Origin of the sequence: Sinorhizobium sp. 22678 (assembly GCF_052044265.1) — a bacterium.
In the GTDB taxonomy this organism is placed as follows: Bacteria; Pseudomonadota; Alphaproteobacteria; order Rhizobiales; family Rhizobiaceae; genus Sinorhizobium; species Sinorhizobium meliloti_A.
In genome coordinates, this window is the sequence record NZ_JBQEMS010000014.1 from 23,695 (window position 1) to 36,367 (window position 12,673).

Consider the following 12,673-nt stretch of genomic DNA (forward strand, 5'->3'; position numbering starts at 1 on the left):
CGCTCTTTGACGTATCCATGCCAATTCGGATAATCTGCTCCACGGACGGTCTCCCTCGATTGATGTCTTAACGACTCACTCTGGCACATTGCGATGCCGTTGAGAGCCGTCCACCCCAACAGTGCTCGTCACAGGGATGAGGCAGCGCCGGGTCGGCGGCGCGGAAGAGCCTTTCCAGCCCAAGGACTTGGTCTGGCTGGATTCCTGTGACAAGCACAGGAAGGAGGAGATTAAACAAGCGGCGGCGGGTATCCCGAATCTCGGCAGGCCTCAGCCGCCCACGTGTTCCACGCTTTCCTCGATCCGCTCCATATCGTCGTCCGACAGGCCGAAATGGTGGCCGATCTCGTGGATCAGCACATGGGTGATGATATCGCCGAGCGTTTCCTCGTTTTCGGCCCAGTAGTCGATGATCGGGCGGCGGTAAAGGGTGATGCGGTTCGGGAACTCCCCGGTTTCCATGGTGAAGCGTTCGCCGAGGCCGCGGCCTTCGAACAGGCCCAGCAGGTCGAACGGCGTTTCGAGCGCCATGTCTTCGAAGACATCGTCGCTTGGAAAGTCGGCGATTTCGATCGTGAGATCCGTCGTCAGCTTGCGGAATTCCTCAGGCAGATGGCTGTAGGCTTCAAACGCGAGCTGTTCGAATACGGTAAGCGACGGTGCGTGGCGTTCCCGCCAATCATCGGTTTGGTCAATGCGGGCCATGGGCACTCCTTGTTGCCCCTCATATAGCGATTTTGCCTTTGTTTTTCGAGTGATGAATTCTACCCCGGAAAGAAGGAGGAATATATTCTCAATATTGGTTGTTGACTCTTGAGGGCAGCTCTGGAATCCATAAGAACATAACATGAACATGCAGATGGAGCTGACCGTCATGGCCGGAAACGCCGTGCAACGGCAAACCGTTCTTTCCCTTCGCGAGACCATTGCGCGGATTGAAGATCGCGGGGTGCCGGGATGCGTCCGGCCGGCCAAGGCGGCCGATCCCGCCGGCTTTCGCCGCGACAAGAAGGAGGCGCCCCGCCGCAAGGTCCTGCCGCTCGGCGTCCCGCAATTCGATGAGGCCCTCCAGGGCGGGTTGCCGCTCGAGGGCATGATGGAAATCCGCAATGCCGAGACCCGGGATGCGGGCGCGGCCGCCGGCTTCGTGGCGGCGCTTGCGGTGCTCTATCAGTGGCAGAAGAAGGAGAATGGCCGTCTGGCCCCGGTCCTTTGGATCAGCCAGACGCTTGCTGCCTGTGAGGCGGGTCAGCCTTATGCGCCGGGCCTCAAGGCCTATGGACTCGACGCCGAGCGCTTTCTCTTCGTTTCGGCACGCACGGTGAAGGATGCGCTGTGGATCGCCGAAACGGCGCTTTCGGTACCGGTCTTCGCCGTGGTCGTTCTGGAAGTCCGCGGCAACCCTGCCTGTCTCGCCCTGAGCGAGAGCCGGCGTCTGCATGTGAGAGCCCGGGCGGGCGGCGTGCCTCTTCTCGTCTTGCGTCAGGCGGGCGAGGAGGAGGCGAGCAGCGCCTTCTTCCGGATCCAGGTCAAGCCGGCACCGGCCGGCGAACGTCCTCTTCCCGATGGTTCGGTGCTTTGCGGCAGCATCGGCCATTCCGCCTTTCACCTCCTTGTCGAAAAAAGCAGGCGCCAAGCCTCTGACGACATCTTTCTCGAATGGAACGCCCATGACCGCCGCTTCTACTCACTCGATGAACGCCGGAGCGCCGCTCTTCAGACAAACGATGAGCCAACGGATCCTGTCGATCCACTTTCCGCATCTGCCGGCCGATCGCGTCGCGCGCAGCCGATGGGGCGCCTCCTGGCTTTCGCGCGGGCGTCCTGACCATCCGCCCGTCGTCTTCGCCGCCAAGATCGACAATGCCATGCGGCTCGTTGCGCTCGATACTTTTGCAGAGCGTATCGGCCTGAAGCGCGGCCAGGGGGCGGCGGAAGCCCGCGCCATGTGTCCCTCGCTCGACGTGATTGCCGCCGATCCGGCCGCCGACCAGGCCTTTCTGGAGGCGCTTGCCGACTGGTGCGACCGCTATACGCCGCTCGTGGCACTCGACGGCACGGATGGCCTGTTTCTCGACATCACCGGCTGCGCCCATCTTCAAGGCGGCGAGAAGGCGCTCGTCAGCGATGTCCTGTCGCGTCTTTTCTCTCTCGGCGTCGAGGCGCGGGCGACCGTCTCCTCCGCAGCCGGGCTTTCCTGGGCTGTCGCCCGTTACGGCGATGCCGACGTCATTGCGCCCGAGGACGGGGACCCGGTGCTTGCACCCTTGCCGGTCGCCGCGCTGCGACTGCCGGCGGACACCGCGGCCGCACTCGAACGGGTCGGGCTGAAACAGATCGGCGATCTTCTCGAAGCGCCGCGGGCGCCGCTCGCCCGCCGCTTCGGCTCCTCCCTTCTCCTCAGACTCGATCAGGCGAGAGGCTTCGAGGACGAGCCGCTTTCGCCCCGGCTGCCCGTGCCGAGCTTCTCCGCCGAGCGCCGGCTCGCCGAGCCGGTGCAGGACGAGGAATACATTCTCGAGCTGACCCGTCACCTCGCCAGGGATGTCCGCTCCTCGCTGGAGCGGCATGGCGAAGGCGGGCGGCTCTTCGAGCTCCTCCTGTTCCGCGTCGACGGCCGGGTATTCCGCGTCCGAGCCCATGCGGCCGTGCCCTTGAACGATGCCGCCCGCATAGCCGCCCTCTTTCGCGAGCGGCTGCAGGCGGTTCATGACGATCTCGATGCCGGATATGGTTTCGAAATCGTCCGGCTTTCGGTCCTCGGAAGCGAAAGGCTCGATCCGGCGCAGCAGGATTTTTCCGGCGCCCCCGACGAAAGCCAGCCGCTTGCGGCCTTCGTCGACAAGGTCTCCGCCCGTTTCGGGCCCGGGTGTCTGATGCAGGCGACCCTTGCCGAAAGCCATCTGCCGGAACGGGCGGGCGGATTTGCCGCCGTGACGGACGTGGCGGCGGTCCTGAGACCGCCTGCCCCTGAAGAGAAGGCTTTCCCCGAGAACCGTCCGCTTCGGATTTTCGCGCATCCCGAACCGGTGGAGGCGACGGCGGAAGTGCCCGAGGGCGCTCCGCGAAGCTTCAACTGGCGCAAGACCCGCTACCGCGTCGCCCGTGCCGAGGGGCCGGAGCGCATCGCCGCCGAATGGTGGATCGACGGGGAGAATCATCCGACGCGCGATTATTTCCGGATAGAGGATCAGGAGGGCCGCCGCTTCTGGCTGTTTCGCGAAGGCCTTTACGGAAGGGAGACCGCCTCACCCCGCTGGTTCATGCACGGAGTTTTCGCATGAGCGCGGATACTGCCTTCTGCGAGCTCGGTGCGCGCACGAATTTCTCCTTCCTCGAAGGGGCGGCGCCGGCCGAAGAGATGGTCGTCTTCGCCAAGAAGGCGGGGCTTGCCGGTCTCGGCATTGCCGACCGCAACAGCGTCGCCGGCGTCGTCAGGGCCCATGCCAAGGCGAAGGTGGAGGGCTACCCCTTTCAGCCGGGCGCCCGCCTGGTTTTTGCCGACGGCACGCCGGACATTCTCGCCTATCCGAAAAACAGGCGTGGCTGGGGGCATCTCTGCCGCCTGCTCAGCGCCGGGAACCTGCGCTCGAAGAAGGGCGACTGCACGCTCCATCTCGCCGACTTGCTCGAATGGCAGGAGGAGCTTCTTCTGATCGTCATGCAAAGCGAAGGACGGCCGGAGGCGGAGAGCCTGGAGGTGCTGCTCGGGACATTGCAGGAGCATACGGGCAACCGGCTCTATCTCGGCCTGGCGCCGCATTATGACGGTTTCGACCGGCATGATTTTGCCGTCCTGGCAGCCATTGCCCGAAAGACCGGCATCGGGTTGCTCGCCACCAATGACGCGCTCTATCACGATCCGCATTACAGGCCGCTCGCGGATGTGGTCACCGCCATCCGGGAGCATGTGCCGATAGCCGGCGCCGGCTTCCTTCTGCAGAAGAATGCCGAAAGGCACCTGAAGGGCCCAAGGGAAATGGCCAGGCTTTTCAGCGACTATCCCGAGGCGCTTGCCAATACGCGGAAATTTTTCAGCGAGCTCACCTTCAGCCTCGACGAGCTCAGCCATCAATATCCGGATGAAAACGCCGATGGCGAGACGCCGGCCGAAAGCTTGCGGCGGCTCGTCGCGGAAGGTGCGGCCGAGCGCTATCGCGAAGGCGTGCCGGAAAAGGTGATGCGGCAGATAGACTATGAGCTCGAACTCATCCACGACAAGAAATACGAGCCTTATTTCCTGACCGTCCACAAGCTCGTGAAATTTGCCCGCAGCGTTAATATTCTCTGCCAGGGGCGGGGATCGGCGGCCAATTCCTCGGTCTGCTTCTGCCTCGGCATCACCGATGTCGATCCGCAGAAATTCACCCTGCTGTTCGACCGTTTCCTGTCGAAGGATCGCGACGAGCCGCCCGATATCGATGTCGACTTCGAGCACGAGCGGCGCGAAGAGGTGATCCAGTATATCTACAGGACTTACGGCAAGGAGCATGCGGGCCTGACCGCCGCGGTGATCAGCTATCGCTCGCGCTCCGCCGGGCGCGAGGTCGCCAAGGCCTTCGGCCTTTCGGAAGACGTTCAATCGGCTCTCGTCAGTTCGATCTGGGGCTGGGGCACCTCGCCTTTCACCGAGGAGCAGGCGAAAGGGGCGGGGCTCGATGCGGCGGACCCTCTCACCAGGCGCGTGCTTGCCTATGCCAGTCTGCTCATGAATTTTCCGCGCCACCTCTCGCAGCATGTGGGCGGCTTCGTGATTACCCGCGACAGGCTCGACGAGGTCGTGCCGATCATGAACACGGCCATGCCCGACCGCTACATGATCGAATGGGACAAGGACGATCTCGACGAGCTGAAGATCCTGAAGGTCGACGTGCTGGCGCTCGGCATGCTGACCTGCCTTGCCAAGGGCTTCAAGCTGCTCGAGGCGCATTACGGCAAGCCGATAACGCTGGCCGAAATCTACCAGGATCATCGCGAAGCGGTTTACGACATGATCTGCCGCGCCGATACGGTCGGCGTCTTCCAGATCGAAAGCCGGGCGCAGATGAGCATGCTGCCGCGCCTGCAGCCGCGCGAAATGTACGATCTGGTGATCGAGGTAGCGATCGTTCGCCCCGGTCCCATCCAGGGCAATATGGTGCATCCCTATCTGAAACGGCGCGAAGCCCAGCGCAACGGCGAGGCGGTCGTGTATCCCAGCCCGGAATTGAAGGCGGTCCTTGAAAGGACGCTGGGCGTGCCGCTGTTCCAGGAGCAGGCGATGCAGATCGCCATCACCGCCGCCGGTTTTTCGCCCAGCGAGGCCGACCGCCTGCGCCGCGCCATGGCCACCTTCAAGCGGACCGGAACGATCCACACCTTCGAGCGGAAGATGGTGGAGGGCATGGTCGCGAATGGCTACGAGAGGGAATTCGCCGAGCGCTGCTTCAACCAGATCAAGGGATTCGGCGAATATGGCTTCCCCGAAAGCCATGCTGCCTCCTTCGCCTCTCTCGTCTATGCCTCGGCCTGGCTCAAGACCTATTATCCGGACATCTTCTGCGCCGCGCTCCTGAATGCGCAGCCGATGGGTTTCTATGCACCGGCGCAACTGGTGCGCGATGCCCGCGAGCACGGGGTCAGAATGCTGCCGGTCGACATCAACCATTCGGATTGGGACGCCCTGCTCGAAGGCGAGGGTTCCTTCGACAAGAATGCTGTCCACCCGCGCCACGCCAGCATGCGGGAGGTGATCAAAACCCGGAAGGCCGTGCGGCTGGGCTTCCGGTTGGTCAAGGGCCTGAAGCAGACGGATATGGAAGCGCTCGTCGCGCGCCGGGGGGAGGGATACCGCTCCGTTCATGACCTGTGGCTTCGGTCGGGGCTTTCCCGCGCCGTTCTGGAGCGCCTTGCGGATGCCGATGCCTTCCGGTCGGTAGGTCTCGACCGGCGAGCGGCCCTTTGGGCGGTAAAGGCGCTCGACGAGCAGTCGGCGGTGGAGCGGTTGCCGCTTTTCGAAGGGGCGGGTTCCGACGATCTGCAGATCGAGCCCAAGGTCGCTCTTCCCGAAATGCCGGCAGGCGAACAGGTCATTCATGACTATCGCACCCTGACGCTCTCCCTGAAGGCGCACCCCGTGTCCTTCATGCGGGAGGATTTTTCGCGAATGGGTATCCTGCGCAGCCGGGATCTGGCGGCAACCGCGACGGGGAGATGGGTGACGGTGGCGGGCCTTGTACTGGTCAGGCAGCGGCCGGGCTCTGCCAATGGCGTCATCTTCATGACGATCGAGGACGAAACAGGCATCGCCAATATCATCGTATGGGAAAAGACGTTCCAGAAATACCGGCGGCAGGTCATGGGATCGCGGCTTGTGAAAGTCCGCGGCCGCTTGCAGAACCAGAGCGGCGTCATTCACGTGGTCGCCGATCATCTGGAGGATATAACGCCGATGCTTGGCCTGCTGCGCCGGGAGGCGCGGCGTTTCGGCGTCAACGACCGCGCGGACGAGGTCTTGCGGCCGAGCGCGGACGCCCGCGAAAAGAAAAAACTCCGGCAATTGCGCCTGGGTCTGCCCGCTCGCGCAGCACCGGAGGGCGAGGCGGCCGCCCAGGTAGCGGAGGTGATGCCGAAGGGGCGCAATTTTCATTGAGCCCCGTCATTACTCGCATCGAAGTCGTCGCCTTGCGATTGGGGCCTCCAAGGCGACCTGTGTAAAAATGTCGCAGGCACCGTTGCCGGAATTACAAGTCATGGAGGAAAAATCCCCTCCTTAGAATCGCCTAATGTAATGAAAATGCGACGATTTCCATCAAGTTTAGAATCGCTCTAATGCATCCCTCAACCATATGGAGAAGAGTTTTTAGTTGACGGCAAATGTCCTCTTTTGCTTTATCGCAAAATCAGAGCGTTGCGTATGATGGACACGACGAAATGCTGGTTTGCAGTTGCAACTTCATCACCGAGAAAGACATCGAGGACACGATCGTCGGCCTCCTCGACGAGGACTGTTGGCAGTTGATCGTGCCGGCGAAAGTCTATCATGCGATGGAAAAACGCGGCCGTTGCTGCGGCTGTTTTCCCAATGTCGTCGACATCATCATCCGCACCACCGAGCAATATCACGCCCGCCGCGACTCGACGGACGCCGATATATTTGATTTCATGAACCGCCTCAGACAATTCCATGAAGAAAACCGGAGGGCGGATCTTGAAAGGCGACGCAAAGGTCATCGAGCAGCTTAACGAAGCGCTCTATCTCGAACTCGGTGCCGTAAACCAGTACTGGCTGCATTACCGCCTTCTCGAAGATTGGGGGTACACGCTGCTCGCCAAGAAGGAGCGCGCCGAATCGATCGAGGAAATGCACCACGCCGACAAGCTCGTCTCCCGCATCATCTTTCTCGAAGGCCATCCGAATCTGCAGACGGTCGCGCCGCTGCGCATCGGGCAAAACGTCAAGGAAGTCCTGGAGGCCGACCTTGCCGGCGAGTACGACGCGCGCACGGCCTACAAGAACTCCCGCGACATCTGTCACGCGGCCGGCGATTACGTCTCGATGAAGCTCTTCGAGGAACTGCTCGCCGACGAGGAGGGCCACATAGACTTCCTCGAAACGCAGCTCGATCTGCTCCGCAAGATCGGTGAGGAAAAATACGGCCAGCTCAACGCCGCTTCCGCCGACGAAGCCGAATAAGTTCCAGCCTTCTCAAGGGCGGCGAATTAATTCAGCCCCTCATCCGGCCTGCCGGCCACCTTCTCCCCGCAAGCGGGGCGAAGGGGACAGGCGGCAAACGCCAGGCGTCTTCCGCCGTCGAATGCAGGGCAAGGCGGAGCCGCGTGTCCTTCTCCCCGCAAGCGGGGAGAAGGTGGCGGCAGCCGGATGAGGGGCTTAATCCGGTATCCTTTCGCTCACGGTACCAGATGCGAAAAGGCCGCGACGACCTCTTCGTAGGCTTTGCGCTTGAAGGGCACGATCAAACCCGGAAGTTCGTGCATGGGCTTCCATTCCCAGGCGTCGAATTCCGGCTCGTGGCCGCCGGGCGGCGGGTTGATGGCGATCTCGCTCTCGTCGCCCTCGAAGCGGAAGGCGTACCAGCGTTGCCGCTGACCGCGATACTTGCCCTTGAGACCGATCCCGATCAGGTGCGACGGCAGGTCGTAATTGATCCAATCCGGCGCCTCCGCCAGGAGCGAGACCGAGCGGATGCCGGTCTCCTCGTAGAGTTCGCGATAGGCGGCCGCGAGCGGGTCCTCGCCCTCGTCGATGCCCCCTTGCGGCATCTGCCAGAGCTGCGGCGAACCGTCGTATTCGGAATTGCCGACGGCGAGCCGGTGCCCGGCCCAGACGAGTCCCTGCCGGTTGAGAACCATGACACCGACACATGGCCGATAGGGCAGATCCTCAGCCGTCATGACGCGCCCCTTATCCTTCCCCATATCGTCCTTCCTTTGCATGTTGCCGCGAGCCGTATGACTCGATGGTCCACTGCGCCTAAATCAGTTTTGTTTCGGATCTTTGACGAGTGCGGCCACGCCGACCACCTCGATGCCCCGCCCGCCGGCTTCCTCGATCCATTCGGCAATGGCCGCCACGCTTTCGTCGAAGGCGGAAGCGACCCCGATAGCGGTGCCGTTCCTCCGCGCGATGCGCTCCAGCTCGTCGAGTCTGCGCAGGATGCCATTGCGGCTGAGCTCGCCATCGAGCACGAGATCGGCGAAACCGTGCGGCACGTCGAAGGCGCCGGCGAGCGTGCCCGAGAGCGATTGCGCCGACGTCCCGTCGTCCAGGAACAGGAGGCCCCGCTTGCCGAGATCGCGCATCACGGGCTCGAGCGCATCCGAATCGGAGAGAAACCGGCCTCCGAGATAGTTCATCACGCCGGTGTAATTGGTGATCTGTCCCATGCTTCGATGCAGTTCCGCAAGGTTCTTCCCGGCATCGGAAGAAACGCGCAGCGCGTGGGGGCCGGGATCGTTGTTCGGATAATCGAACGGTTCCATCGGCACCTGCAGCAGGATCTCGTGGCCGTTACGCCTCGCCTCCTGCATCCAGCGCTGCAGGCTGTTTCCGGCCGCGGCGAAGGCAAGCGTCACTTCCGGCGGCAGTGCGCGGAGGGCGTGCTGCGTCCCCGTCTGGCTGAGGCCGAGGCCGCCGACGACGATGGCGATCCGCGTTCCGCGGGCACCGGACCAGGGGCGCGCATATTGCTCTATCGGCCTCAGCCCGTCCGGGCCGATGACCGGCAGGCGGCCTTCGGGGCGGACTTCCAGCAGGCTTTCATTTGGAAGGGCTGCCATGCGAGGGTCCTGCCCGCGCGTGGGCTCGACACCGATCAGCGCGGGTCCGCCGGTTTCACGTGAACGGGGCGTGTACTTCCTGACCGTCGCGCCATCATCGGTTAGAACGGCCTCGACATGCGCGCCGGAGAGAGCGCCGCTCCGGTGGAGCGCCTCGGGCCTGGCTTTTTTGCCCTCCGAGGGTGGCGCCGGTTCGGTAGCGAGGGTCGCGGTCGCTGCGGCCCTTGCAGGCGAACGGGTCTGGTGGCCGGGAGAAAGGGCGCTCCATGCGGAAAGCCCGATGACCGCAAGGGCTCCGAGGCTGAGGCCGCAGTAACGCAGGTCGCGACGGAGATCGCGCTTGCGTGCCGGTCTCTCCTTGCGGTTCTGGCCCAGCGGGGCGTTGAGGTCAGTTGCCAAACGGGGCCTCGGTCGAGCTTCGATCCTGGCGCGAATCGCCGCTGGCCATGACGATGGACTTGAAGGAGGCCAGAATCATCGCACATGCGACTGCATGCCGATGGATAATATAAAGGCGCCGGGTTGAACAGCCCGGCGCCTCCTTGATTCCTCTCACCTGAAACTCTGCAGGTGAGGGCTTATTCCTTCAGCTGCGCCTGTTCCGGGTTGGCCGGGAAAGCCGGATCCGTCTTCTTGCCGCGCAACAGGTCGAACGCATAGTTCAGCTGAATGTCGTCCTTGGTTTCCGGCGGCACGTAAGCGACCGAGCCGGAGCCCTCTTCGGTCTCTTCCTGGCCCGGAATGTGACCGCGCAGATCGGATTCGCCCTGCGCTTCCACCTTGCCCAGAAGCTCGGGTGGGAGCGGCTGCTCCACCTTGATGTCGGGCGTGATGCCGGTGCCCTGGATCGACTTGCCGGACGGCGTGTAATAGAGCGCCGTCGTCAGACGCAGCGCTCCGGCGTCGCCGAGCGGGATGATCGTCTGTACCGAGCCCTTGCCGAAGGAGCGCGTGCCGAGAACGGTGGCTCGCTTCAGGTCCTGGAGAGCACCGGCCACGATTTCCGACGCGGATGCCGAACCGCCGTTGACGAGCACGACGACAGGCTTGCCGCCGGCCAGGTCGCCCGGGGTCGCATTGAAGCGGCGGGTTTCATCCGGATTGCGGCCGCGGGTCGAAACGACCTCGCCACGCTCCAGGAACGCGTCCGAGACATTGATCGCCTGGTCGAGCAGGCCGCCCGGATTGAGGCGCAGGTCGAGGACATAGCCCTTGAGCTTGTCCGCGGGAACTTCCGCCTGGATCTTCTCGATGCCCTTCTTCAGGTCCTCGAAGGTCTTTTCCGTAAACGAGATGACCCTCAGATAGCCGACATCCCCTTCGACACGGACCTTCACCGCGCGGACCGCGATCACGTCGCGTACGATCGTCAGTTCGATCGGCTTTTCGGCTCCCTTGCGCAGGATCGTCAGCTTGATCGGCGTGCCGACGGCGCCGCGCATCTTGTCGACCGCTTCCTCCAGCTTGAGGCCGCGGACGTCCTGACCGTCGATCTTCGAGATGAAATCGCCTGCGAGCACACCGGCGCGCGCGGCGGGCGTGTCGTCGATCGGACTCGTCACCTTGACGAGATCTTCTTCCATGGTGACCTCGATGCCGAGGCCGCCGAACTCGCCGCGCGTCTGGGTGCGCATATCTTCGGCGTCGGTCGAGTTCATGTAGCTCGAATGCGGGTCGAGAGACGAGAGCATGCCGTTGATGGCGTTCTCGATCAACTTGTCATCCTGCGGCGGCGTCACGTATTGCGCGCGCACGCGCTCGAACACGTCGCCGAAGATCGCCAGTTCGCGGTATGTCGACGAATTTGCGGCCACGGCCGGCATGGTTGCCGAGTAGACGACGCCCATCGCCGTCGCGCCCATCAGCGCCCCGACCAGGACAAGTGAAGCTCTACGTATCATTTCGCGCCCTTCCAACCTCTGCTGCGGTCCACCACGGTCGGGAATCAACCGGCTTCCCGTCTTTTCTGAATTCAATGTAAAGCGTCGGCCTGTCGGTTTCCAGCGCCAAGGCCGCCGCACTCGCCACTCTTTTTGCACCCATCGCCGCCACCGGCTCCCCGGCCACGACGAATTGCCCCGGCCGGACACTGACGTTTTCCATGCCGGCGAGCACGATATGATACCCGTCACCGGCATTGAGAATGATCATCTGCCCGTAGCTGCGGAAACTCCCGGCATAGACGATCCACCCGTCCGCCGGCGTAGTCACCAGCGCGCCTGCATTGGTCTCGAGCATGATCCCCTGCAGCGAATGCCCCGTTCCGTCCGCGTCGCCAAAACGGCGCACAAGCGAACCCGCAACGGGATAAGCCAGCCGCTCCCGCAGCTCGGAAAAGACATATGCCGGCGCAATGCGGTTTTTGTCAGGCACGGCACTCCTGGCGAGCTCCCGCGCAGCCTCGCGCTCGGCCTCGCTCATGCGGCGGCGTTCCTCCTCCTCGGCGCGGGCGGCGGCGGCGGCTTCGCGCACGGAGGAGATCTCGTTTTCGAGCGATGAGATCAGGCCCTCGAGGTTCTCCGCCTGCAGGGCGAGTTCCTCGGCCTTGCGCTGTTCGACCGCCAGATCGGCCGCATTGCGTTGTCTCAGCTTCTCCTTTTCGGCAACGAGCATCGACATGCGCCGCTCTTCCTCGAGCCGGGCGGTCATTGCCGCGGTCAGTTCCTCGCGTTCCCTGGCGATGCCGCTGCGGATGTCGGCGAGCGCCTTCAGGTCGGCGACGAGGCTGTCGGTCTGCTCGCGTATCTCAGGAACGACGGCGCCGAGCAGAATGGCGCTGCGTACGGAGCCGAGCGCATCCTCCGGGGTGACGAGGATTGCCGGCGGCGGATTGCGGCCCATGCGCTGGAGAGCGGCGAGCACCTCGGCCAAAAGGCCGCGACGGGCCCGCAGCGAACGCCGCACCACATCCTCCTTGACGCGCAGGTCGCCGAGCTTCCTTTCGCCGTCGGCGATCCGGCGTTCGAGCTCCTGCCGCTTGGCTGCCGAATCCACGAGGGCTTCGCGGAGGGTCTCGTTGCTCTTGTCGATCTCGGCGATCGTCTTTTCGAGTGCCTCGGAGCGATCCCGCGAAAGCGTGATCGTCTTCGACAGTGCCTCGAGCTCGCTCGCGGTACTGTCGCGCCGGACCGCCAGATCGGCAGCCGGATCCGGCGGCGCCGGCTTGGCGGCACCTGCATCGGCCGGCGCGGCGGCGGGCGCGTCCTGAGCCGCAGTCGGGCCGATCACCGACAGGAAAAGCGCCATGACCGCAGTACCGCAGCCGAACCGCCGCGCGCCCCGCTTCAAACAGGCTCTATTCGTTGGAGGTCTCATCCCGTCTCATAAGTCCAAAAGTTAGGAGACCCTAATCTGATTTGGCTGGGCAAACCAATACATATTCGCGTTATCGTAT

Annotated in this window: 10 protein-coding genes; 5 read left to right on the forward strand and 5 right to left on the reverse strand. The window is 63.4% G+C overall.

Translation table 11 applies throughout. The annotated features are described in order from the left end of the window. Positions 1–270 precede the first annotated feature (270 nt). Complete coding sequence (locus tag ACTJKL_RS20455; RefSeq protein ID WP_003531284.1) at positions 271–705, reverse strand: metallopeptidase family protein; 435 nt, start codon at positions 703–705, stop codon at positions 271–273. A 142-nt stretch (positions 706–847) separates the two neighbouring features. Between ACTJKL_RS20455 and ACTJKL_RS20460 the strand changes: the two genes are divergently transcribed. The 5 genes from ACTJKL_RS20460 (at position 848) to bfr (ending at position 7,675) form a co-directional block, all read left to right on the forward strand. Further along, positions 848–1,828, forward strand: coding sequence for an ImuA family protein (locus ACTJKL_RS20460; protein WP_440853664.1), 981 nt, complete (start codon positions 848–850; stop codon positions 1,826–1,828). Continuing rightward, a complete protein-coding gene (locus ACTJKL_RS20465; protein WP_018097347.1) occupies positions 1,728–3,284 on the forward strand; it encodes a DUF6504 family protein in 1,557 nt (518 codons plus the stop codon). Before ACTJKL_RS20460 ends, ACTJKL_RS20465 begins: the two co-directional genes overlap by 101 nt. After that, entirely contained in the window at positions 3,281–6,631 is a 3,351-nt protein-coding gene (locus ACTJKL_RS20470; protein ID WP_440853665.1) for an error-prone DNA polymerase, read from the forward strand. Before ACTJKL_RS20465 ends, ACTJKL_RS20470 begins: the two co-directional genes overlap by 4 nt. Positions 6,632–6,912: 281 nt before the next feature. Continuing rightward, positions 6,913–7,224 (forward strand): (2Fe-2S)-binding protein, encoded by a 312-nt coding sequence (locus ACTJKL_RS20475; protein WP_100672753.1) that lies wholly within the window; start codon positions 6,913–6,915, stop codon positions 7,222–7,224. Beyond that, positions 7,190–7,675 carry a bacterioferritin gene (gene bfr / locus ACTJKL_RS20480; RefSeq protein ID WP_003531268.1) on the forward strand — a complete coding sequence of 162 codons (486 nt, stop codon included), beginning with the start codon at positions 7,190–7,192 and terminating at the stop codon, positions 7,673–7,675. The genes ACTJKL_RS20475 and bfr overlap by 35 nt, the downstream gene beginning before the upstream one ends. Positions 7,676–7,890: 215 nt before the next feature. Here the strand turns inward: bfr and ACTJKL_RS20485 are convergent, their stop codons facing one another. From ACTJKL_RS20485 to ACTJKL_RS20500, 4 genes are all read right to left on the reverse strand, one after another. Further along, entirely contained in the window at positions 7,891–8,418 is a 528-nt protein-coding gene (locus tag ACTJKL_RS20485) for an RNA pyrophosphohydrolase (RefSeq protein ID WP_440853666.1), read from the reverse strand. A 60-nt stretch (positions 8,419–8,478) separates the two neighbouring features. Further along, complete coding sequence (locus ACTJKL_RS20490; protein ID WP_440853667.1) at positions 8,479–9,678, reverse strand: divergent polysaccharide deacetylase family protein; 1,200 nt, start codon at positions 9,676–9,678, stop codon at positions 8,479–8,481. 179 nt (positions 9,679–9,857) lie between these two features. Next, complete coding sequence (locus ACTJKL_RS20495) at positions 9,858–11,180, reverse strand: S41 family peptidase (protein ID WP_100672756.1); 1,323 nt, start codon at positions 11,178–11,180, stop codon at positions 9,858–9,860. Continuing rightward, complete coding sequence (locus ACTJKL_RS20500) at positions 11,170–12,594, reverse strand: murein hydrolase activator EnvC family protein (RefSeq protein ID WP_440853668.1); 1,425 nt, start codon at positions 12,592–12,594, stop codon at positions 11,170–11,172. The genes ACTJKL_RS20495 and ACTJKL_RS20500 overlap by 11 nt, the downstream gene beginning before the upstream one ends. Positions 12,595–12,673: the final 79 nt, after the last annotated feature.

Excerpts from the sequence above, each read along its gene's own strand:
- ACTJKL_RS20460 (WP_440853664.1), top strand. The coding sequence starts at position 848 with ATGAACATGCAGATGGAGCTGACCGTCATGGCCGGAAACGCCGTGCAA.
- ACTJKL_RS20455 (WP_003531284.1), bottom strand. The coding sequence starts at position 705 with ATGGCCCGCATTGACCAAACCGATGATTGGCGGGAACGCCACGCACCG.
- ACTJKL_RS20485 (WP_440853666.1), bottom strand. The coding sequence starts at position 8,418 with ATGGGGAAGGATAAGGGGCGCGTCATGACGGCTGAGGATCTGCCCTAT.
- ACTJKL_RS20465 (WP_018097347.1), top strand. The coding sequence starts at position 1,728 with ATGAGCCAACGGATCCTGTCGATCCACTTTCCGCATCTGCCGGCCGAT.
- ACTJKL_RS20495 (WP_100672756.1), bottom strand. The coding sequence starts at position 11,180 with ATGATACGTAGAGCTTCACTTGTCCTGGTCGGGGCGCTGATGGGCGCG.
- ACTJKL_RS20475 (WP_100672753.1), top strand. The coding sequence starts at position 6,913 with ATGCTGGTTTGCAGTTGCAACTTCATCACCGAGAAAGACATCGAGGAC.
- ACTJKL_RS20500 (WP_440853668.1), bottom strand. The coding sequence starts at position 12,594 with ATGAGACCTCCAACGAATAGAGCCTGTTTGAAGCGGGGCGCGCGGCGG.
- ACTJKL_RS20470 (WP_440853665.1), top strand. The coding sequence starts at position 3,281 with ATGAGCGCGGATACTGCCTTCTGCGAGCTCGGTGCGCGCACGAATTTC.